We start from the raw sequence: 21,521 nt of genomic DNA, 5'->3' as shown, positions 1-21,521 counted from the left end.
AATAAGGAAATATGAGACCAATCTTTAATTAAATCAAAAGAGACTTAACAAATTTTTGCTAAGTCTCTTTTTTTTGATATGAATAAATTTTTACTTCTTGATGATTTTTTTCGAAATAGATTTTCCGTTTTCCAATGTTACATTCAGTATATAAACACCTTTCGGAAGATTGGTTAAATCAAGTGTTTTTAATGTCGATTTCAACACAGTTTTTCCGGCAAAATCTACAATCACAGCTTCTTTCACTTTGTCATTAGAAATCGTAATGTAATCAGAGGTTGGATTTGGATAGATGATCAAATCTACTTTTGATAAAGAATTATTATTGGTTCCTAAAGTTTCCAGACTGATTTGATATTTTACCAATCCCAAATCTGACGTACTGAAATAGATGTCCGCTTTATCATCTTCCAGAAAATCTATGGCTGAAGATTCTGAGAAAAGATAACCCAGGCTTTCAGGCGATATTTCGCTCCAGTTTTGTCCAAAATCTTTAGAATAAACAATTCTAACCTGTGACGGCGGATATGCATAACCCTCGCCACTTCCGTTCATAAAATTGGAAGATGCTACGATGACACCATCTTTGTAAGGCGAAAATTCTGCTTTGTTGATGACATTACCGTCATAGATTTGAGTCCATTTTGCACCGGCATCATTGGAGATAAAAATTCCCTGGGTTGTGGACAAAAGCAATTGGTCTTTATTAAAAGGATTTTTGTTAATGTCATAAATGAAGTCTACATCTTTTTCCAAAACGTTCAGTCCGCTTTCCGAAGGTGTCCAGTTTTGTCCGCCGTCTGTGGTTCTGTAGACATTATTATTCTGAGATAGAATTACATTATTTTCGTTAAATTCATCAATGCTGATTGCGAAAACAGTCCCGAAAGCAGGAAGCATCACTTCCTCGCTGGTAATTCCGCTCATATCGGTAAAATCGAATTTCCTAACCGTCTCATTGAAAGCCACCCAGGAATGATTGGTATTCAATTTTGATGTCGCAATTTTCATAATATTCAGTCCATAATCGCTGTAACCTGTAGAATAATCTGCACCGTGATTATTACTTACAGCAAACGTTGAACCCATAAAACCACTGCTGCTGATATATACTCTTCCCGCAACCAATGGGTCAGCAAAAAGACCATTATTATTGAAATTAGGAAAGAAGTTGATAGCCTGAAGATTAATTCCTGTTTCTTCTCCCGTTTGGAAATCCTGATGAATAAATCCTCTTCTCAGACCGTAATACAAATGTTTTTCTGTATTTTTATGAAAGCTGACTTTCTCTGTGTTATTAGCAAACGGATTTTTGAATCTTGATAAGGTAATTCCGCCATCCAAAGAATGGAAAGGATAGAAATTGGAACTGATGATTACTTCGTTGCTATTAGAAGGATTGTAAGTCGCATTCAGTCCGTAATAATATTTATTTTCTAGGTCATTATTTGGGTAAACATAGTTCGTCCAGGTGTTTCCGCCATCTTTTGATATCACGATTTCGTTTTCTTCCAAAATCATAATGTCATTTGTGTTTTTTGGATTGATGACAATTTTTTGGATGCTGTTAGTAGAAAGCGCCGTCCAGTTGATAGGAACAATGCTCCAATTATCACCGCCGTCTGTGGATCGGTAAAGATTCTCGGTTTGAGTTTCTGTAAGATAAAACGTTCCCAAAAACATTTTTTGAGGATTAATCGGGTCAAATGTTATAGCAGAATAATTTTGCCCGGCATTTTTTTCGGTCCAGCTGTTTCCGGAATTTTCTGACACAAATAATCCACCGTTTTTTTCTCCTGGAGAAAAACCTCTGGCAATAAATAATTTGTCAGGATTTCTTGGATGGATTGCGACATTATTCACGTGGACGCCATCGTTGTTAGAACTTGTATAAACTTTTTGCCAGTCGTCTCCGCCATTTTTGCTGTAGAAAACATCCGTTACAAGACCAAAATTGTACATATACGTCGTGTGCAAAAGAATATTTTCGTAGTTATTACCCGTAATCGAGTAGGACATTATCAGATTTCCTGATTGATTTCCATTTGGAGAATCGACTTTTTTGATGACGTTGCCATTGTCCGGGTCGATGATAATCACCTGATTATAAGCTGTCCCTTCCGAAGTTAAAATAAAACTCAGGTATTTCTGGTCAGCAGTCCATCTTAATTCCTTTATTGTCCCAAAACTCAGATTAATTGGAAAAGAGTAAAGCACTTCCCAATTTTTTCCATTATCAGAACTTTTCACAATGTGATTGGTTACCGTATTGGCATACAAAACATCAGGCTTGATTGGGTCATAAGTCACATCAAAGACCTGCCCATAATTTGGCGAAGTTAAAAATGACAATTGAGCCGTCAACATTGTAGAAAGACCGGAGCAAATTGCCAATAAAAATAAAGTCAATATTTTCTTCATATTTCAAAAATTTATTGATGTAAAATTGATGATAAATCAAAAAAAATGGATCAATAATGGCGTGACATTGCGTGACATCAATCTAATTTCTGCGTGACGTAGGTTTGTCTATATCGCTGAAATATAGTCGTATAGGTTGATTTTGTCAGGAAGATTGAGTTTTTTACTGATTCTTTCCTTTCTTTTTCTGCAGGATTCCGGACTGATGTTGAGAATGGATGCAATTTCTTTATGACTGAGATTCATGTAAACATAACAGATGAATCTGATTTCCGAGGAGCTCAAATCCGGATGTCTTTCTTTGAGTGTGGTGATGAAATTCTGATTGACGCCCTCAAAATGTTTGAAAAAACTGTCCCACTGATTATTATTCTTAAGCTGAATTTTTAAATCCTTGATAGAATTGACCAGTTTCGTATTATTAGAAATCTCAGGTTGATTGACAATCGCTTCAATAATTTCTTCCACCACGTCATTTCTGCTGGAGATGGTTAAAGCTTGTGAAGTGAGCTGGCGGTTTTGTTGTTCGATTTCGTTTTTAAGACGTTCTTTTTCTAATAAAGATAAAGTTTCCTGTTCTTTCAGTTGTTGAGTCAGAATCAGATTGTCGCTTTGCTTTTTTTCAAATTCCAGTTGTGTGATTTTTTTCTGCTGTCTGTATTTTATCGAGTTATTGTAAAGGAAAAGCAGAACCAACAAAATAATGATAACGGCAGAAGCGATAATAATGTAGAAGATTTTTCTTTCATCTTTCAAACGCTGATGGCTTTCTTTGAGCTCAAACTGATAATTCTGCATTTCGAACTTGATTTTTCCATTATTGAACAATGCAGAATTATTAATTCTCGAAATTGAATCATTCGCAATAATCACAGAATCTTTGTATTTGAGAGACTCATCATAATTTTTGGTTTCCGCATTGATTTTTGAAAGATAATTGTAAACTTCCTCTCTGTTATTGATGTTCGGAGAGAGCTTTCTTGCCTGTAAAGCCAAAGATTTTGCCTGAGTAAAGTCTCCTTTTTTCTCATTGATTTGCGCTTTTATCAGCAGAATGAAAACCAGATTTTCGGTTTGGTTATCAGCTTCCAGTTTAGGAATCAGATTATCGATGATAGCTTCAGATTCTTCAAATTTTTTCTTAAGATAAAGGTTTTCTGCCAAAGCCATTTTGTTCATTATATTGACTTTTGGGTCATCTTTTGTCAGGATTTCCGCTTCCTGAATGTACTTATAAGCTTCATTGATTTTATTTAATTTATTCAGAACCAACCCAAGGTTCACTGCATAAGCGCCGGCTTTTTCACTTCGGTTGTTTTCTTTAGCAGTTTGATAGGCTTTTAGGAAATATTCGTAAGCTTTTTTATTATTCTTTTCCTGAAAATAAAGAATCGCAATATTGTTGACAACCGTCATCACGTGCTTTTTGTCCGGCGTATTGGTTGCGATATCATAAGCTTCGAGATAATATTTCAAAGCTTCGCCAAAGTCGGTCATCAGATAATAATTGAGACCAATGTTGTTGGTTGCGCGAAAGTTGGATTTGTCCCATTTCTTTTGTTCCGAGACAGATTTTACCCGAATCAACATTTCCAGAGATTTGGTATGTTCCTTTCGAAACATCTTCTGAATGGCAGAATCGATGATGACTTCACATTCTTTTTCAGACTGCCCGAACATTGTTGAGGGCAGAACAAAAAGCATAATTATTGGGATTATTTTCAGAAATAGTTTCATCTTCTCGTCAAATCGATAACGAAATATAGATATAATTAATCGTAAAAGCAAAAAGATGAGATTGTGAGAACAGATTTATTCGATAATTTTAGTTTTGTTCTATTTCTCGCAGATTTTACTGGTTCAGCAAATTTTAGATCAAATCGACAAAATCCAGCAAATCTGCGAGAGTTTAAAATATTATTGCTTCATCAATTTCTGAATTGATGAATTCCCGTTCGAGAATTTTATTTTCAGAATATAAATTCCTTTTGTTGAAAGATTTGAAACATTAATTTTTAATTCTTTGGACTCCGAAATCCGTTTTCCGGACTGGTCCAGAATTTCAACCGAATTAACTTGTTGTTTACTTGTAATGTTGATGAAATCTTTAGCGGGATTTGGATAGATTTTTACATCTTTTTTAGAAAGATTATTTTCATTCGTTGCAAGATCTTGCGAAGTAAAAATATGCGCAGAACCCGCATCATTCAGTTCATTTTCTTCATTATTATCCCAATTGTCTCTTGCTGCACCAACTATAATTTCATTATCACTCATTGCTAAACTCCAACCGTAGAAATCTTCTGCAACATCGTTTTCGGGCTTTAGTTCCTGGTCAAATTCCCACTGGTTCTGGCTGTTCTTTTTGTAAAGTAGCGATCTCCCAGGTTCTGTTCCGTATAGATGCGGAGCGCTGATGAGAAGCTTGTCACTTTTCAACTCACACATCCAGGCGAAATAGGTGTGTTCGGAAGATTCATAACTTGGAATTTTTTGAGATTCTTCCCAGTTTCCATTATCATTCAATTTGAAAATATAAGCCATCGACGGATTGCCTGTGTTAGATTCTGTATACGCACCAACTACCAATTCATTGCCAGAAATACTGACCGAATTTCCAAAATAAGAATTGTCGAAATTGTCTGATGACATTAAACTCTGATGAAAAATCCATTCACCTGAATTATTCTTTTTATAGATGTAAATTTTCCCTGCATTGTTATTAACGCCACTTGCGCCAATCACAAGATAATCGCCGTAAAGACTGACGCCAATCCCAAAATTTCCAAAATCTACACTTTCCGGCGAAGTGATTTTCTGTGCTTCTATCCAGTCATTACCACTTTTTTCGTAAATATAAACAGCACCATTCCAACTGCTGAATCCTGGAGCGCCAGCAACAATCGTATTCCCGTCAACAGCAATAGAAGTAGGATTAACGCCCAACAACGCATCATTATCATAATCAGATGCTGTCAGTTTGTTTGTGAAATTCCATTGATTGTTAGCATCTAAATTGTAAACATACAAAGCGCCTGCTCGGATTATATTTTCGATATCCGCTCTTCCTGCAGAAATCACAAGAAAATCATTTCCAAACTTTATACTTCCTCCAAATTCCGCCATTTCGAAACCATCCGGAGCCGTGATTTTTTGATTGAAATTCCAGTTATTTCCGCTTTTTTGATGAATATAAACAGCACCTTTTGCAATGGCTTCTCTGGAAGCGCCAACCGCCAAAAATTGATTGTTAATCGCTACCGAAGTTCCGAATTCTGCCCGGCTCTCCCTTGTAGAGGCTGTGATTTTTTTGGATTGATATTGTCCAAAAACCAATGTCAAACTGAAAACAGTCATTGATAAAATTCCTCTGTTTAAAACTCCCGAGAATAGATACTTTTCCATATATAATTTTTTTGTTGAGTGAAGTTATATAGTATAAACCCGAAAGCTTTAATTTAAGGCGTGACATTGTGTGACAACAATTGTCTATTTCTGTGAAAACGAAAAAAACTTTCCGAAAGGGAAAGTTTTTTTATTTAATATTCTGTTAAAAGTCAGTTCAAGAAAATTGGAACAGGTTTTCTTATTCTCTACCTTAGTAACTCCAAAATGATAAACCCAAATTCATTTAAAGACCGTTCTTTTCTGTGAGGGCGGTTTTTTATTTTTTATTTGATTCTTTTTGAAAATTTCGTCATACTTTTGCTGATTATAATTTTAACTAAATAACTATGAAAAAAATATTATTTTCTTTTGCAATTTTAGCTACAAGTATTGTTTTTGGACAAATAAATCTTGATAAGACTTTTCCCTCAGAAACATTACAAGTTTATACTAATGCTTCGGAAACATATTATTATTCTGCTGGGTCAGATCTATCTACAATTAAGATTTATAATTCTGATTATTCTTTAAAGAAACAATTTTCATTGCCGGTTCCGAGCAGAGTAAGTGAATATTATAATTTTATTCTTTCAAAAAAAATTTTTAATACTGATGATCTCTTAGAGATTGTTGTATTTAGCGGAAGCTTTCCTAATGTCACAATCCAGATTTATAATGAAGACGGTTTATTAGTCAAAGATTTTGGAAGTGGTTATTTGTTAGATGATGAATATGATTTTACAGTTTATCATGATAGTACATCAGGAAATAATAAATTAAGACTATTTAAATCAGCTACAAATTCAACAGAAATTTATTCACTTCCGTCTAGCTCGTTAACAACTAAAGAAATTCAATCAACAAATAATAGATTATCTGCCTTTCCCAATCCTTCAGACAGAATACTAAATGTTATTAATCCCAAAAATGGAGTTAATAAAGTCGAGGTTTTTGATGTTTCTGGAAAAATTGTTTTAAATAAAGTATTTAATTCTTCCGAAGATAGGATTGTTCTAAATATTGAAAGCCTATCAAAAGGAAACTATATTTATAAAATTGGAGGTTTGAGTTCGAAGTTTATCAAGAATTAATACCAAAAACAAAGACGAATCAAAATTTTGATTCGTCTTTGTTCTTCTAATATTATTTTGATGGTTTCGCTCTCAGATATTGATGCGGGAAAAAACTATCATCACCGCTTTGCCAGGAAGATTGAACTGCGAAATACGGATTTCTCAAAATTTCCCTAGCCAGGAAAATCAAATCTCCTTGTCCGTTTTGTAAAATTTCTTCCGCTTGTTCTGCTGACGTGATAAGACCAACAGCTCCGGTTTTGACATCCGAATTCTTTTTCACATCTTCTGCTAACGGAACCTGATAACCTGGTTTCAAAGGAATGGTTACACCATTGATATTACCACCGCTGGAAACATCTACCAAATCTACATTCTTAGCTTTCAAAGCTTTTGATAATTCTACACTGTCGGAGATTTCCCAACCATTCTCTGTATATTCGGTTCCGGAGATTCTTACGAAAAGCGCTTGATTTTCTGTAATTTCAGAATTAACTACATCTACAATTTCCATTAAGAATCTTGCTCTGTTTTCAAAACTTCCACCATATTCATCGGTTCTTGTATTGGAAAGTGGCGATAGAAATTGATGAATCAAATAACCGTGTGCACCGTGAATTTCCAAAACATCAAATCCAGCTTCCACCGCTCTTTTCGCTGCTTTTCGGAAATCTTCTACCAAAGTTTTAATTTCGTCAACAGATAATTCGTGGGGAATTCTTTCGGAATGATGAAAAGCAATTGGACTTGGTGCAATGGTTTCCCAGCCTTCTTCCAAGCTCATTTGTCGATTGGTTTCAGCGGAAACAGAACTTTTTCGACCAGCATGAGCCAACTGAATTCCGATTTTACTTTCCGAATTCTGATGAACAAAGTCAACGATTTTTTTCAAAGCTAAAGCTTGTTCGTCATTCCAGATTCCAAGGCATTTATCCGAGATTCTACCGCGAGGTTCAACGCCAGTTGCTTCTACTACAATAAGGCCAGCGCCGCCTTGAGCTCGGCTTCCGTAATGAACGAAGTGGAAATCATTCGCCACACCTTCTTCTGCGGAATACATACACATTGGCGACATTACGATTCGGTTTTTCAGTTCTACATTTCTGAATGTTATAGGAGTGAAAAGTTTCATTTTTAGAATTTTATTATTTTGAATGGCTTCGAGAGCCTCAGCCTGACAACTTTTATTAATTAGATGTCACATTGAGTTTGTCGAAGTTTTTTTATTTATAATTTTAATTATTGAAATAGAACGGGAATTTCAGTGTGTTTCCGTAATTCGTCCATGTTCCTTCGAATTTCAATTGGTTTTTGTCTGATGATTCTTTGATAGTTAATTCTCCGGAGAAAATTCCGTTGTGTTTTCCGTTTCCTTTTTCCGACAGTTTCAAATCGTAGATTTTGGATTGGTCTTTTGAGTTTTGAGTTTTTTCTGTGTCAAAAGTTATAGTTCCTTCGAAGTAGGCTTTTGTTCCTTCTACATCCGAGAAGCCAAAAACTTTGTAAGTGTCTTTTTCCTGGTTTTCTTTAGAAATAGTTTCGAAAAGAACATTCAAATTGGCTGAATTATCAATTTTACCGGTGAAAAATTCGTTGTTGTTTTTGATTAATTTCTCAACTTCTTGTGCGTTGAAAATTGTAAATCCGAAAATAAAGACTAAAAGAAAAATTACTTTTTTCATAACCATAAATTTTAAAACATTAAATCACTCGCAACCGACTTGAGCGGAAATCCTTTTTTGCCAACCTCCAAATTCTATCTTAATATGAAATCGTCTGCAAAAAAGATTGACTACGTCGAACCACTCCGTTAGGTTTGGGAGCCCTTCGACTTCGCTCAGGATAAACTTCAGACGGATTAAGTTGCCCAAATAAAAAATATTTAGTGTCTCACAAATTGTTTTGATTAAGCAGATAGAAATGAATCAGCAAATTTGCTCAATCAGCGAGAGAAATTAAGTTAAACTCCAAATTGTGTCAAATGATGGTCAAGATGTTTGGACATCATATTGTTCCATTCGACGGCGGTGAGTTTTCCGAAGTTGAAACTTTCTTTCCCCTCGAAAGCATCTGCGCCTAATTGCTGGGTTTTCTGGATGAAACCTATAATTCTTTTTTTCTCTTCCTCGAAGCTTTTATTATCTGTAATGACAAACATTGCAGCGGTGGGAGAGTTGTGTTTATACGGTGTCTCGTTCACAACTTTTGGCTTTACAAATTTTGTCAGAACCCATTTCATCAAACGATTGGGTTTCTTATGTTTTTCCTGTTCGTAAATCAATTCGTAGGTTACATTGCAGTGTGCCAGCATTTTGTCTACGGACATCACCCCCCATTTCGGGAAAGAGTCTTCCGTGAGTGCGTTGATTCTCTTGATGAAATGGCTTGTGTCCGCCTGGTCGAATATATTCTTCATAGTTTAGGTCGTGATTTTATTAATTTGATTGAGCTTTTCTAATAATAATTGGTTGCGCTTTTTGTGCTTGATAAATTTAAGAAGAAACCAAATAAATAAGATTGAAGAAATTACGATAATTAGGGTACTTATGATTCTCAACCTGTTCTTTTGTTCCTCGATTTTTTTGTTGTTTTCCTGATTCAGGACATCGATGCTTTTGTTGAGAGAAGCGAGTTCACTTTGTTCTCTGGCAAATTTGGTCTCGATGTACAGTTTGTTGTACACTTCATAATTGTTCCAATCTTGAAGTGCGAGATAATTGTCAGAAAAACCTTTGTAAATCCCTTCGCTTAAGACCAAATCGCCGACTTTTTTGGACAGATTGACCGATTTTTTCAAAAGCTCTATGGCTTCCTGATGTTTTCCCAAAGCCGTGAAATTCTCGGACAAACCTTTGTAGGCAAAAGCCTCCAAACTCTCTGCGTGAACAGATTTTGCAACTTCAGCAGATTGTTTGAAATATTTTTCTGCCTCATTGTATCGCTTCAAATAAAAATAACAATAGCCAATGTTGTACAGGAAAACACTGGAGTTGGCGATGGCATTATCATAATTTCCAACTTTTTTTACATACTCCAAGCCGATGAGCAGCTTTTCCAGAGCCAGCTCGTTGTTGTCCTGAGATTTATAAACCAAACCTCGCAAAGCAGAATTGAGTCCGAGATAATAAGTTTTGAATTTGCCATCCGGGAGCTGACTGCAAATTTGATAAGATTCGTCCAGAATTTCCAACGTCTTGCTGTTAAGTCCCATCTGCTGATATTGTATGGATGTTGCATTTAGGATTTTTACTTTTTGTTCGGGATTGGTCACATTTTTACTCAGTTCTTTCATCTTCAGAACCCAATCCAGAGATTTGTCAAAATCCCTTTTTGAGATGTAAGAATGTGATATCAGTTTGTAAAGCTTGATAAGATTGTCCGGATTTTTCTCTTTTTTCAGCATTTCCTGAGCTATTTTCTGAGAGTTATCAGGATTTTGATAAATGTCTGAAAGTGCTTTTTTGTACAATTGCTCATTGTACTGGGATTTGAAAATTCCTGTAAACGATAAAATAATTAATATGAAAATGTAGCGTTTCATTTTTTATTCTGAGTCAATTGCTGGATGTAAGTGTTTGGCGAAATACCGGTTACAGATTTGAATACTGTCGTGAATGCACTGTGCGATGAGAAGCCCGCTTTCTCCGCCAGATAACTCACTTTGTAATTAAGATAAGCAGGGTCGGTTTTCAATAGATAAGCAATGTAATTGATTCTTAGTTCGTTGATGTAATTGTTATAATTCTTTTCTTTGTATCGGTTGATGACGTCGGACAGATATTTCGTGTTCGTGTCCAATTGTCCGGCGAGCATTGCCAAAGACATATCGCGGTTCAGGAACTTTTCCGATTTTTCAAATTCTTCCAAACGCGCCAGAATATCCATTTCTTTTTCTTTAGAAATGAGCGGTGTTTTTTTAGAGATATCAGATTCTACTTTTTCGGATTTTGGTTCGATAACAGTTTTGCTTTCATCAATTTTCTTAATGAAATCCTGTTGTTTTGAATAAAAATCGATTTGCTTCTGGATTGATTTTGCTTTTCTTTTTTCGAAAAAATTCATAAGAAAAATCACTAAAATTCCAATGAAACAAACCATCGAAATCATCAGAATATTGTTTACAAAATTGCTGTCAGCGTTTTCTATTCGTTTGGCTTCGTACTGCTCATTCAGCTTTACCAGATTTCGGATGGCGTCTTTTTTACTTTTGTCTAATTTATCGGTTTGCTCCTTATATATAGAGTAATATTTTTGATACAAATTATCATTTTTCAGCGCCAGATAATTTTTGGATAGATCATCATAGATTCTGTACCTCAAAGCATCGTAAGCTTTGTTTTGAATTAGTTCCAAGGCCTGATTCAGATTCTCAGTAGATTGGATGTAATCTTTTTTCAGGAAATTAATTCTGCCAAAATTATCCAGGTTAAATGCTCTCAGAAAAACATATTGAGGTGTTTTCTCCAGCTTTTTCTGAATCTCATTAACCAGTTTTTCAGCTTTATCGATTTGATTTTGAGAAATATAGATGAAGGTTTGGTAAATCTGGTTTTCTATCGAAATGATAAAATCTTCATCCGTGTTTTTTAACTGAGAATTACTTTGATTCAGGTTTTCTTCCGCTTCTTTCCACTTTTTCTGAACCATTAGGTTAGATGCATTCAGTTGGTAAATGTAAGCGGAAAGATTTTCCGGATAATGCTGAGATTTGATTTTAGAAGCTTTGTCAACAAGGTTCTGCGAGATTCTGATGGATTGTTGGTAAAGTCTAAGGGATTGGTATTGTTGGGCCAAAGCAAAATCTGAATAGAAAGAGTTGTTCTCATTTCTATTTTTATTCAGATTGTCGATGGATTGGTCAATGGATTTTGCATAATCACCTTTGAAGTTGTAAGCTCTCGACAGGATGATTTGAACACGCTGTTTGATGAGTTCAGGTTCTTTATTGACATCAATATTCTGAAGAATCTGGAAAGCATTATCAGGATTTTCGTAAAGGCTTTGATAAGCTTTGTCCAGAAGTTTCAATGTTTCTGGATTGCTTTGCGCCGAAGTCAAAATGACACCGGAAACAACCATCAACCACAAAAAAAATACCCTGAACATACTACAAAAATAGTTTTTTTATTTGTGAATTGTATGATTTTTAATAATTCTTTAGTGAAAAATACATTGTTATTGTTGTTTTGTTAAATATTTGAAAATCAGTTGTTTTTAGAATTAATACTTTAAAAATTCACGAATTCAAAAAGGTAAACTTTAGGAATTGATGGTATTAATACATAACATTGTAAACAAGTTTTTGAAACAAGAAGTCAATAACTGCTGAAGAAAAATTACTATTAATATTTTTATTATTATGAAAAAAGTTTACTTGCTTTTACTAGGCGCAATGACAATGTCTGGAATTAATGCCCAGCAAATAGAACTGAAAGTTCTGGACGGAATGGGGTCACGTCTGTATGACATCAATGACAATGGAAAAGGAATCCATTCCGGAGCCTATTTTGATTTTGCTACCGGAAGTACGACACCCACAGAAGGCGGAGAAGCTACAAACAGAATCAACAACGCCGGCGATGTTGCCGGATTGATGGCTTATACAAGTTCCGAAGGCGAAGAACTGGGACAAGCAGCATATAAGAAAAACGGAACATGGACGGCAATTGGCTATTTCCCTGGCGATGTTCCAAGTAACAGCTGGTTCAGTGGCGCTAATGCTATCTCTGGAAACAGCAAATATGTAACAGGGCAAATCTCCACAAGTGTTGAAAACAGTTATGCTTTCATCTATGATACAGAAGCGGGAACGATTAAAAAACTGGACGGCGATGGTTCTTATGAATACGGAAGAGGAGAAGGAATCAACAGCTCAGGTATTGTGGCTGGTTTCGTTAACAAATATTCTATCAACGGAGGTACGTATTGGATTCCGGTTTATTATACGCCGGATGGCGTGGTGCATTACATCGGAGATTTGGGATATGGAGAAGCATCTGATATCAATGATGCGGGACAAATAGTGGGAAGCAAGGATTATAAGCCTTTCATCTATGATATCAATTCTGGTGTTTACAAAGCTTTCAATGTACCTGCAGGTTATGATACTGCAACATTTACATCTATTTCAGAAAATGGTATTGCTGTTGGATATGCAGGTTATGCAGGCAACAGAGAAGTGATAATCTATCATCCGTCATTAAGTTCGAATCCTGTTTTCCTGAAAGATATTTTGACGAGCCAAAATGTTGAAGTTACTACTTTCGATGGAAAATTAGGAACTGCAATGGGGATTTCTGCAAACGGAAACTTCATCGCTGGATTTGATAATTCTATTCCGCCGTTTTTTGCAGCAGGTTGGGCAATCAACTTAAATAATCTTTTATTAAACGGCAACGACTGTTCCATCACTTGTCCTGAGAATATCGAAACAACGCTTGCAAGCGCTTCAGAAACAACAGCAGTTGTGAATTATACATTGCCGGTTACTTGTGGTTCATCATCTTCTACAGGATTACAGACAGTTCTGGTTTCTGGCTACGAATCCGGTTCTCAGTTCCCGATTGGCGTGACCAATGTTGTTCACAACTTGGTAGATGCAGACGGAAAAATAGTTTACGTATGTTCGTTCCAGGTTACAGTGAATGATGTTTATTGTTCTACGACGCCACAATACGGAGTAGATTCTATTACGAAAGTGCAGATTGCAGGAATCGATAATACATCAGACCTATATTCTAACCAAGCTAATGAATATTATCTGGACAAAGTAGGTGAAGTTTACCAAGGTAATGAATATCCAATTGCTATAGAAGCTAATACCAATACTGGTTATGACTATGCAACAGTTTTCGTAGACTGGAATCAAAACGGAATATTCACAGACGCTGGAGAAATCTATGAAATAGGTGCAATGACTTCTGACGGAATGGATGGCGCTCAAATTACAGGCAACATTGCGGTTCCGGCTACTGCAACAATAGGAAAAGCAAGAATGAGAGTAATGTTGAACTGGGATGCATCTATCACGACGCCTTGCGATAACTCAATCTACGGTTATGGTCAGGCAGAAGATTACACATTGGATGTGAAAGAATCTCTTGGAGTGAATGACATCAATTCAAAATCAATCAGCTATTATCCAAACCCGGTGAAAGACATACTGAATCTTGTAAGCGATAAAAATGTGACCAGCGTTTCAGTTTACAATATCGAAGGTAAGTTGGTAAGAAACTTTGCAAGTCTGGATGAGTCAAAAGTTCAGTTGGATTTATCAACATTAATCACAGGAACTTACGTTGTGAAAGCAACTACTCAGGACGGAAAAATAAAAACGTTTAAGGTGATCAAAAAATAAATCTTCATCATAATTAGGAGTAAAACCCGCATCAGTATTGGTGTGGGTTTTCTTTTTATTTGGGCAGCTTAATCCGTCTGAAGTTTATCCTGAGCGAAGTCGAAGGGCTCCAAAACCTAACGAAGTTCGACGAAGTCAATCTTTTCACTCCACTTCGTTGCGTAAAAAGGATTTCCGCTCAAGCCGGGCTGCGAGTGATTCAACTTTTCTGTATGATGCAGACTTTGCGACTTTTCAACAATGATTTACTTTAAATTTTTGCGACTTTGCGATATTTATTTATTCGTTAACAAAAACCTAATTCTTTTCTTAAAATTGTTTTTTAGGTTCAGATACTTTAACTTTGCACAAACCTAATCTAATGAGTAAAAAAGAAACGAAATACATCTTTGTGACAGGAGGTGTAACATCGTCACTTGGTAAAGGTATTGTTTCCGCTTCTTTGGGACTTCTTCTTAAATCCCGCGGTTTCAAAGTTACCATCCAAAAGCTTGACCCTTATATCAACATCGACCCCGGAACGCTTAATCCCTATGAACACGGCGAATGTTATGTGACCGAAGACGGCGCAGAAACAGACCTGGATTTGGGACACTACGAAAGATTCCTGGATTCTCCAACTTCCCAAAACAACAACGTTACAACCGGAAAAATCTATCAAACTGTTATTGAAAAGGAACGTAAAGGCGATTTTCTTGGGAAAACAGTCCAAGTGATTCCACACATCACCAACGAAATCAAACGCAGAATAAAGATGCTTTCCAAAAAGGATTATGACATCATTATCACAGAAATTGGTGGAACTGTAGGTGATATCGAATCGCTTCCTTATATAGAAAGCGTTCGCCAATTGCAATGGGAATTGGGTAAAAATAATTCAATGGTTATCCATCTGACATTGTTACCGTATTTATCGTCGAGTGGAGAATTGAAAACAAAACCTTCTCAGCATTCTGTTCGTCAATTGATGGAAAGTGGCATTCAGGCGGATGTTTTGGTTTGCAGAACAGAACACACCATTCCGAAAGAACTACGTTCCAAGTTGGCTCAATTCTGTAACGTTGGATTAGAAAACGTTATCGAATGTATAGATATGGATACGATTTACGAAGTGCCACTATATCTTCAGAAACAGAATTTTGACGAGGTAGTTCTAAAAGAACTGAATCTTCCTATAGGAAAAGATGTTAACCTAAAAGACTGGAAAACATTTCTTAAAAAATATAAAAATCCAAAACGCAGTGTAGAGATTGCTTTGGTTGGAAAGTATGTTTCGCTCCAGGATTCTTATAAATCTATTGCCGAAGCTTTTATCCACGCAGGTTCTGATATGGAAACCGAAGTGAAAGTAAGATGGGTTTACAGTGGCGATATCGAACTGGAAGGTGCAGAAAAACTATTGAATGGTGTTGATGGAATCTTGATCGCGCCAGGTTTCGGAGACAGAGGAATCGAAGGTAAAATTCAGGCTGCGAAGTATGCAAGAGAGAACAAAGTTCCATTGTTGGGAATCTGTCTTGGGATGCAGATTATGACGATAGAATTTGCTAGAAATGTTCTTGGATTGGCAAAAGCTAACAGTATGGAGTTCGATACTTCTACGCCAGACCCGGTAATTTCTTTGATGGAAGAGCAAAAAAATGTAGTAGACAAAGGTGGAACAATGCGTCTTGGTGCCTGGAAATGTGTTCTGAAACAAGGTTCAAAATTAGCAGAAGTTTATGGCGCAAAAACCATTTCAGAACGTCATCGTCACAGATACGAATTCAATAGCGATTACAAAAAAGACTTCGAAGATAAAGGATTAACACCAAGTGGACTGAACCCGGAAACAGATTTGGTAGAAACTTTGGAACTGAAAGATCATCCTTTTTACATAGGTGTCCAATATCACCCGGAATATAAGAGTACTGTTGCAACACCGCATCCATTATTTAAAGCTTTTATTAATGCTACAATAAAGGGAAAATAGAATATTATGTCTATAAAATAAAAAACAGCTGCGGATCTTGGTTCGCAGCTGTTTTATTTTCAACTATTGGTTTCAAAAAATCTACTTTCTTGAAAATGTGGTGTAGCCGCCGTCTACCAATAACTCAGTTCCGCTAATATAACTAGCGTCATCTGACGCTAAAAACAATACAGTTTTTGCAATTTCGCTTGGGTCACCTAATCTTTTCAAAGCAATTATTTCAGAAAAATGGTCTCGGATTTCACTTGTTGTTACTTTTTCCAGACCTTCAGTTTTAGTTGCTCCAGGGCTTACAATATTGACTCTTATTTTTCTCTCGGCTAATTCGTTGGCCGCGATTTGGGCGATTTTGTTTAATGCACCTTTCGTTGCAGAATAGATACTGGATCCAAGATTCGCTGCTGTTGCTACAGTTGATGAGGTAAATACTACAGATGCGCCGTCTTGTAGATAAGGCAATAGTTTCTGCAGTGTGAAATAAGGTCCTTTCACATTGGTATTGAACTGTGCGTCAAAATCAGCTTCCGTAGATTCTCCAATTGGTGAGAAAACTGCGATTCCTGCGTTCAGAAAAAGAACATCTATTTTGTTTCCACTTTCCGAAACTGCTTTTTCCAAAACAGTAATACCTTCTAAATTGGAAGTGTCAGAAACTAATGTTTTTAGGTTGGAGCTGTTAATTATTGCTGCCGCTTTTTCCAGATTTTCCAGGCTTCTTCCGGTAATCCAGACATTAGCTCCGGCGTTGATAAAAGCTTGTGCGGTTGCGAAACCTATTCCGGTACTTCCACCGGTGATAATCACGTTTTTGTTTGTGAAATTCATTTTGATAAATTTTAATATTGAGATACAAAGGTATGTTATCAAAATATATTTTAGTAACTTTGTAACTAAAAGTAACAGTAACATTCGAGTAACAAAGTAACTATGACTTGTAAAGATTTTAAGAACGAACACAAAAAAGAGATTATGGCAGTCCACGATGCAATGGACGTTTTGAGCGGTAAATGGAAGATTTCTATCATATCGTCTATTTGTTTTTACAATAAAAGACGGTTTTCTGATATTCTGAATGATGTAGAAGGTATATCCAACAGAATGCTGAGCAAGGAATTGAAAGATTTGGAAATGAATAAACTTTTGGAAAGAACCGTTTTGGATACAAAACCTATTTCAGTACAATATCAACTTACAGAGTATGGTTTGAAATTAAAAACCATCATCAATAATCTATCCGAATGGGGAGCAGAACACAGGAAAGTAATTATCGGCAAATAATCGTTGTTAGTATTCTAGTATTAATAAAAAAGTAATTCCTATCGTTAATCGTCTTTATTACAGAATCTGAAAAATAAAACCTATTTTTGCAGACCGAAATAGAAGATTTGAAATTTGAAATTTGACATTCACTATCAACTTCAAACTTCAGACTTTAAACTTTAAATTTTTTTCTATAATGCAACAAAACAACGGATTAGATAAAAAACAACTGATTAGCTTCGGTATTTTTTCTATGATTCTTATCGGTTTTATGTTTTATTTCCAAAACCGAAATGCACAAGCCGAACAGGAGAAATTAGCTTTAGAAGCTAAAAAAACAGAGCAGACTACAAAATCTAAACCTGCTGCAACCAACCTAAATGCAGCTACAGTAACACCTAATTCTGTTCAGAAAGTTAATCTTCAGAATGATGAGTTATCTCTTGAGTTCTCTAGTGTTGGTGGGCAATTGAGTTCTGTGAAGTTGAATAAATTCGAGGCGTTCGGTGGAAAACCATTATACCTTTTCAGTAATAATAATGCAAGTTACGGATTCCAATTCACGGATAAAGCAGGTAAAGTTTTCAATACAAAAGATTTGGTTTTTACGCCGCAAGTTGCAGGAAATGTAGTAACACTTAATTCTAAAGTTGGAAACGCAGTTATCCAATTCATTTATACACTTAAAGCAAAATACACCGTTGATTTCCAGGTGAAAACACAAGGTTTGGCTAGCGTTGTGAATGATGGTAAAGCTAATTTCATCTGGAATTACAATGTAAGAGGTGCAGAAAAAGGACGTTCACAAGAAGAGACTCATACTGAGTTTTCTTATGCGTTCAACAACTATAAAGATTACGATTACGACGCTCGTTCTGATATGGATGAGCCAGACGAAACACTCAACTGGATTGGCATCAAGCAACAGTTTTTCTCCGCAGTTATTGAGGCTAAAAACGGATTCACAAAATCTAAAGGTTTTCAGGAAGCTATTCCGGAAGGCGAATATTTGAAAAAATTCAACTACGATGGTCAGGTAAACTTAGCAGGAAACGAATTGAATCAGGATTTCACTTGGTATTTTATGCCTTTGGATATAGAATTATTGAAATCTTATGACAAGAACTTTGATGAGATTCTTCCGTTAGGTTGGTCATTCATTGGTTCATTAAACAGATATGTGTTCATTCCGTTGTACAATTTGATTTCAGGATGGGGAATTGCAGCAGGTTGGGCAATCTTCTGGATGACAATTATTGTGAAATTGATTTTGTCGCCGGTAATGTTCAAACAGCACAAACTAAGTGCAATGATGAAGGTGATTCGTCCTGAGATTGATGAGGTTAATGCCAAATTCAAGGATGCGGATCCGATGAAAAAACAGCAGGAAACAATGGCAGTCTATCGAAAGGCCGGCGTGAATCAGATGGCGGGTTGTTTACCGGCGCTGGTTCAGATTCCGTTGTTCTACGCACTATTCCGTTTCTTCCCGAATATGCTCGACCTTAGAGGGAAAAGCTTCTGGTTCGTTCCGGATTTGACCGCTTATGACGATATTATCAGTTGGGGAACCAACATTCCATTGTTAGGAAATCACCTGAGTGTATTTGCTTTAGCTTGTACTATTGTGATTTTGATTTACACGATTATGACTTCAGGTAACATTCAGCAGCCACAACAAGAAGGGATGCCGAATATGAAGGTTTTGATGTACATTTTCCCAATCACGTTCTTGTTCTTCTTGAACAGCTCTGCGTCAGGTTTATCTTGGTATTATTTCGTATCCAATGCGATTAACATCGTGATTATCCTGGTGATTAAATACTTCATCTTAGATGAGAAGAAAATCCACGCCCAGATTCAGGAAAACAAAAAGAAAGAACCGAAGAAAGAAGGAACTTTCCAGAAAAGAATGAGAGAGATGATGGAGAAAGCGCAAGAGCAACAAAAATTGCAGGAGCAAGCTAGAAACAAAAAGAAATAAATATTAAAGGCGGTAATTTTTACCGCTTTTTTTATGAATTTATAATCTCTGGCAGATCTTACAGATTTGGCAGATGAAATTGTAGAAGAATAATCTGCTTAATTTGTAAAATCAGCGAGAAATATTTTTGTTGATTTCTTTCAAAAATCCCGAAATTTGCAATCATCAATTTTAAACTCCAAACCTTGAATTTAGAATCCACTTACGAATATCTCCAGCAATTCTTAACGCCAGAACGTTTCCAAAAAATCGAACATTATTCCAAAGAAAGTTCTGATTTTGTTCTGCCGGTAATGGAAGATATTTACCAGTTCAGAAATGCTGCTGCAATTGTTCGTTCAGTGGAAGCTTGTGGATTTCATAAAGTGGTGGCGATGGAAAAAGAGAATTTCTTTGAACCGAATCTAAAAGTCACAAAAGGTGCTGATACTTGGGTTGAGGTGGAGAAAATGCCAAGAACAATAGAATCTCTTCAAAACATCAAAAACCGAGGTTATAAAATAGTCGCTGTTTCAGCCGAAAACAATGCGAAAATGCTCCCAGATTATAAAATCGAAGAACCTTTGGCTTTAGTTTTCGGAACAGAGTGGGAGGGAACAACGGATGAATTATTGGACTTTGCTGATGAAACTTTAGCAATTCCAATGTTTGGATTTACAAGAAGTTTCAATGTTTCTGTTGCGGCCGCCATTTGTATGTACGAACTCAAACAAAAATTGCTAAAATCTGATATCGATTATAAATTATCCGAAGAAAAATTAATTCAAATGAAAATCCGCTGGGCGAAAAACTCTATCCCAAGCGGTGATATGATTTTGGAAAAGTATTTGAGAGAGAATTCTGAATCTATATGAGAAAATAGTCTTCGACTCCGCTCAGGCTGACAATATTCAAATATTACGTTTAGTATTAGAAATGTCACACTGAGCGAAGTCGAAGTGTCGCTAGCAAACCAACTCACAAACCAATTCTCCAATCTTCGGAGCCAGCGCAACACCCATTCCGGAAAGCCTTACTGCGCAGAATTGTCTTTCGGAGAGTTGTTTTACAATCGGTGTTTTTTCTGTTCCCATTGCCATAATCCCGGACCATCGCATTGCTATTTTAAAATCCTGATTTGGTAAAATCACTTCTTTAAGGAATTGTTCCAAATGATTTTGAAGAAAATCCGTCGTTTCGAAATCGGTTGTTTTTTCAGTCGCAAAATCCTGATTTCTAGCACCGCCTAAAAGAATTTGATTTCCTAAATTTCGGAAGTAATAAAAACCTTCATCGTAATGAAAAGTACCTTTTAGTTTAAGATTCTCGATAGGTTCAGTCAGAATAATTTGTCCTCTTGCAGGGATGATTTCTTCTGATTCCAAAAACTTAGAACTAAAAGCATTGGTACAATAGATCACTTTCTCAGATTTTAAAATAAGATTATCATCAATTGTTATTTCGATTTCATTCTCAGTTTCTGAAACTGATTCTACTTCTGTTCCGAAAAGAAATTCGACTTTCAGTTCGTAGCATTTTTCTAAAAGTTTGTTCAATAATTTTCCAGAATGTAAACTTCCTTCACAAAGATTCTCAACCAAATAGTCTGATTTTCCTAATCCAAATTCTTCGATTTTTTCATTCGTGATTCTGAAAGTATTTTCGGTTTTTATGATTGGAGCTAATTTTTCATTGACTTCATTCAACTTTTCTAAAGCAGATTCATCATTCAGAATTTCGTAACCGCCACACAATTCAAAATCAATTTCATCTTGAGTAAAATAATTCTGAATTTTCTGCAAACCGTCAAATCTCATTTTTACCAAATCCAAAGTTTTCTCCCAACCCATTTTTTCAGAATCGGAAATAATCTCTGTCAAACTTCCAAAGCAGGCAAAACCAGCATTTCGAGTCGAAGCGCCAGTCGGGACAGAATTTCGTTCGATAATTAAAACCGATTTTTCAGGATGTTTTTCTTTGATAGAAATCGCAGTCCAAAGTCCTGTAAATCCCGAACCGATGATAATGATGTCACGCTTTCTGTAAAAAGTTTCGGTTTCCCAAATGCTTGGATTGGCTGGCTTCATA

General features: G+C 36.0%; 16 protein-coding genes. 6 read left to right on the top strand and 10 right to left on the bottom strand.

The genetic code is table 11. From position 1 onward, the window contains the following. Window positions 1-90 precede the first annotated feature (90 nt). The 3 genes from KI430_RS08970 to KI430_RS08960 all read right to left on the bottom strand — a co-directional run bounded on the left by KI430_RS08970 (window position 91) and on the right by KI430_RS08960 (window position 5,826). Window positions 91-2,421 (bottom strand): VPS10 domain-containing protein, encoded by a 2,331-nt coding sequence (locus KI430_RS08970; protein WP_248874094.1) that lies wholly within the window; start codon window positions 2,419-2,421, stop codon window positions 91-93. Between the two features lie 108 nt (window positions 2,422-2,529). Next, complete coding sequence (locus tag KI430_RS08965; protein WP_248874092.1) at window positions 2,530-4,125, bottom strand: tetratricopeptide repeat protein; 1,596 nt, start codon at window positions 4,123-4,125, stop codon at window positions 2,530-2,532. Between the two features lie 213 nt (window positions 4,126-4,338). Next, window positions 4,339-5,826, bottom strand: a complete 1,488-nt coding sequence (locus tag KI430_RS08960) for a T9SS type A sorting domain-containing protein (RefSeq protein ID WP_248874090.1) — start codon at window positions 5,824-5,826, stop codon at window positions 4,339-4,341. A gap of 329 nt (window positions 5,827-6,155) precedes the next feature. Here KI430_RS08960 and KI430_RS08955 point away from each other — a divergent pair, with 329 nt between their 5' ends. After that, entirely contained in the window at window positions 6,156-6,899 is a 744-nt protein-coding gene (locus tag KI430_RS08955; protein ID WP_248874088.1) for a T9SS type A sorting domain-containing protein, read from the top strand. Between the two features lie 52 nt (window positions 6,900-6,951). On the opposite strand, the gene namA is transcribed toward KI430_RS08955, so the two are convergent. The 5 genes from namA to KI430_RS08930 all read right to left on the bottom strand — a co-directional run bounded on the left by namA (window position 6,952) and on the right by KI430_RS08930 (window position 11,987). Next, the gene (gene namA, locus KI430_RS08950; RefSeq protein ID WP_248874086.1) at window positions 6,952-8,013 is read right to left on the bottom strand and encodes an NADPH dehydrogenase NamA; all 1,062 of its coding nucleotides are present in this window, start codon (window positions 8,011-8,013) and stop codon (window positions 6,952-6,954) included. Window positions 8,014-8,116: 103 nt separating this feature from the next. Further along, window positions 8,117-8,563: a hypothetical protein gene (locus KI430_RS08945; protein WP_248874084.1), complete on the bottom strand. Its 447-nt coding sequence runs from the start codon at window positions 8,561-8,563 to the stop codon at window positions 8,117-8,119. Window positions 8,564-8,841: 278 nt separating this feature from the next. Beyond that, window positions 8,842-9,297: a DUF1569 domain-containing protein gene (locus KI430_RS08940; RefSeq protein ID WP_248874082.1), complete on the bottom strand. Its 456-nt coding sequence runs from the start codon at window positions 9,295-9,297 to the stop codon at window positions 8,842-8,844. Window positions 9,298-9,300: 3 nt separating this feature from the next. Then, window positions 9,301-10,422: a tetratricopeptide repeat protein gene (locus KI430_RS08935; RefSeq protein ID WP_248874080.1), complete on the bottom strand. Its 1,122-nt coding sequence runs from the start codon at window positions 10,420-10,422 to the stop codon at window positions 9,301-9,303. Further along, window positions 10,419-11,987, bottom strand: a complete 1,569-nt coding sequence (locus KI430_RS08930; RefSeq protein ID WP_248874078.1) for a helix-turn-helix domain-containing protein — start codon at window positions 11,985-11,987, stop codon at window positions 10,419-10,421. The genes KI430_RS08935 and KI430_RS08930 overlap by 4 nt, the downstream gene beginning before the upstream one ends. A gap of 253 nt (window positions 11,988-12,240) precedes the next feature. On the opposite strand from KI430_RS08930, the gene KI430_RS08925 reads away from it, so the two are divergent. Together KI430_RS08925 and KI430_RS08920 are read left to right on the top strand one after the other, a co-directional pair. Further along, entirely contained in the window at window positions 12,241-14,238 is a 1,998-nt protein-coding gene (locus KI430_RS08925) for a GEVED domain-containing protein (protein ID WP_248874076.1), read from the top strand. 361 nt (window positions 14,239-14,599) lie between these two features. Further along, on the top strand, window positions 14,600-16,210 hold the full coding sequence (locus tag KI430_RS08920) for a CTP synthase (protein WP_248874074.1): 1,611 nt from the start codon (window positions 14,600-14,602) through the stop codon (window positions 16,208-16,210). An 81-nt stretch (window positions 16,211-16,291) separates the two neighbouring features. On the opposite strand, the gene KI430_RS08915 is transcribed toward KI430_RS08920, so the two are convergent. Continuing rightward, window positions 16,292-17,035: an SDR family oxidoreductase gene (locus KI430_RS08915; RefSeq protein ID WP_248874072.1), complete on the bottom strand. Its 744-nt coding sequence runs from the start codon at window positions 17,033-17,035 to the stop codon at window positions 16,292-16,294. A 144-nt stretch (window positions 17,036-17,179) separates the two neighbouring features. On the opposite strand from KI430_RS08915, the gene KI430_RS08910 reads away from it, so the two are divergent. The 3 genes from KI430_RS08910 (at window position 17,180) to KI430_RS08900 (ending at window position 20,308) form a co-directional block, all read left to right on the top strand. Beyond that, window positions 17,180-17,488: a winged helix-turn-helix transcriptional regulator gene (locus KI430_RS08910; protein ID WP_248874070.1), complete on the top strand. Its 309-nt coding sequence runs from the start codon at window positions 17,180-17,182 to the stop codon at window positions 17,486-17,488. 178 nt (window positions 17,489-17,666) lie between these two features. After that, window positions 17,667-19,454, top strand: a complete 1,788-nt coding sequence (yidC, locus tag KI430_RS08905) for a membrane protein insertase YidC (protein ID WP_248874068.1) — start codon at window positions 17,667-17,669, stop codon at window positions 19,452-19,454. Between the two features lie 185 nt (window positions 19,455-19,639). Next, window positions 19,640-20,308 carry a TrmH family RNA methyltransferase gene (locus KI430_RS08900; protein ID WP_248874066.1) on the top strand — a complete coding sequence of 223 codons (669 nt, stop codon included), beginning with the start codon at window positions 19,640-19,642 and terminating at the stop codon, window positions 20,306-20,308. 90 nt (window positions 20,309-20,398) lie between these two features. Here KI430_RS08900 and KI430_RS08895 read toward each other — a convergent pair whose 3' ends face one another. Further along, window positions 20,399-21,520 (bottom strand): NAD(P)/FAD-dependent oxidoreductase, encoded by a 1,122-nt coding sequence (locus KI430_RS08895; RefSeq protein ID WP_248874065.1) that lies wholly within the window; start codon window positions 21,518-21,520, stop codon window positions 20,399-20,401. Window position 21,521: the final 1 nt, after the last annotated feature.

Source organism: Epilithonimonas zeae (genome assembly GCF_023278365.1).
GTDB lineage: Bacteria > Bacteroidota > Bacteroidia > Flavobacteriales > Weeksellaceae > Epilithonimonas > Epilithonimonas zeae_A.
This window is presented reverse-complemented; position numbering and strand designations above follow the sequence as displayed.

What these genes read in the sequence shown, in the direction of transcription:
- KI430_RS08970 (WP_248874094.1), bottom strand. Translation starts at nt 2,421, where the DNA reads ATGAAGAAAATATTGACTTTATTTTTATTGGCAATTTGCTCCGGTCTT.
- KI430_RS08965 (WP_248874092.1), bottom strand. Translation starts at nt 4,125, where the DNA reads ATGCTTTTTGTTCTGCCCTCAACAATGTTCGGGCAGTCTGAAAAAGAA.
- KI430_RS08960 (WP_248874090.1), bottom strand. Translation starts at nt 5,826, where the DNA reads ATGGAAAAGTATCTATTCTCGGGAGTTTTAAACAGAGGAATTTTATCA.
- KI430_RS08955 (WP_248874088.1), top strand. Translation starts at nt 6,156, where the DNA reads ATGAAAAAAATATTATTTTCTTTTGCAATTTTAGCTACAAGTATTGTT.
- namA (WP_248874086.1), bottom strand. Translation starts at nt 8,013, where the DNA reads ATGAAACTTTTCACTCCTATAACATTCAGAAATGTAGAACTGAAAAAC.
- KI430_RS08945 (WP_248874084.1), bottom strand. Translation starts at nt 8,563, where the DNA reads ATGAAAAAAGTAATTTTTCTTTTAGTCTTTATTTTCGGATTTACAATT.
- KI430_RS08940 (WP_248874082.1), bottom strand. Translation starts at nt 9,297, where the DNA reads ATGAAGAATATATTCGACCAGGCGGACACAAGCCATTTCATCAAGAGA.
- KI430_RS08935 (WP_248874080.1), bottom strand. Translation starts at nt 10,422, where the DNA reads ATGAAACGCTACATTTTCATATTAATTATTTTATCGTTTACAGGAATT.
- KI430_RS08930 (WP_248874078.1), bottom strand. Translation starts at nt 11,987, where the DNA reads ATGTTCAGGGTATTTTTTTTGTGGTTGATGGTTGTTTCCGGTGTCATT.
- KI430_RS08925 (WP_248874076.1), top strand. Translation starts at nt 12,241, where the DNA reads ATGAAAAAAGTTTACTTGCTTTTACTAGGCGCAATGACAATGTCTGGA.
- KI430_RS08920 (WP_248874074.1), top strand. Translation starts at nt 14,600, where the DNA reads ATGAGTAAAAAAGAAACGAAATACATCTTTGTGACAGGAGGTGTAACA.
- KI430_RS08915 (WP_248874072.1), bottom strand. Translation starts at nt 17,035, where the DNA reads ATGAATTTCACAAACAAAAACGTGATTATCACCGGTGGAAGTACCGGA.
- KI430_RS08910 (WP_248874070.1), top strand. Translation starts at nt 17,180, where the DNA reads ATGGCAGTCCACGATGCAATGGACGTTTTGAGCGGTAAATGGAAGATT.
- yidC (WP_248874068.1), top strand. Translation starts at nt 17,667, where the DNA reads ATGCAACAAAACAACGGATTAGATAAAAAACAACTGATTAGCTTCGGT.
- KI430_RS08895 (WP_248874065.1), bottom strand. Translation starts at nt 21,520, where the DNA reads ATGAAGCCAGCCAATCCAAGCATTTGGGAAACCGAAACTTTTTACAGA.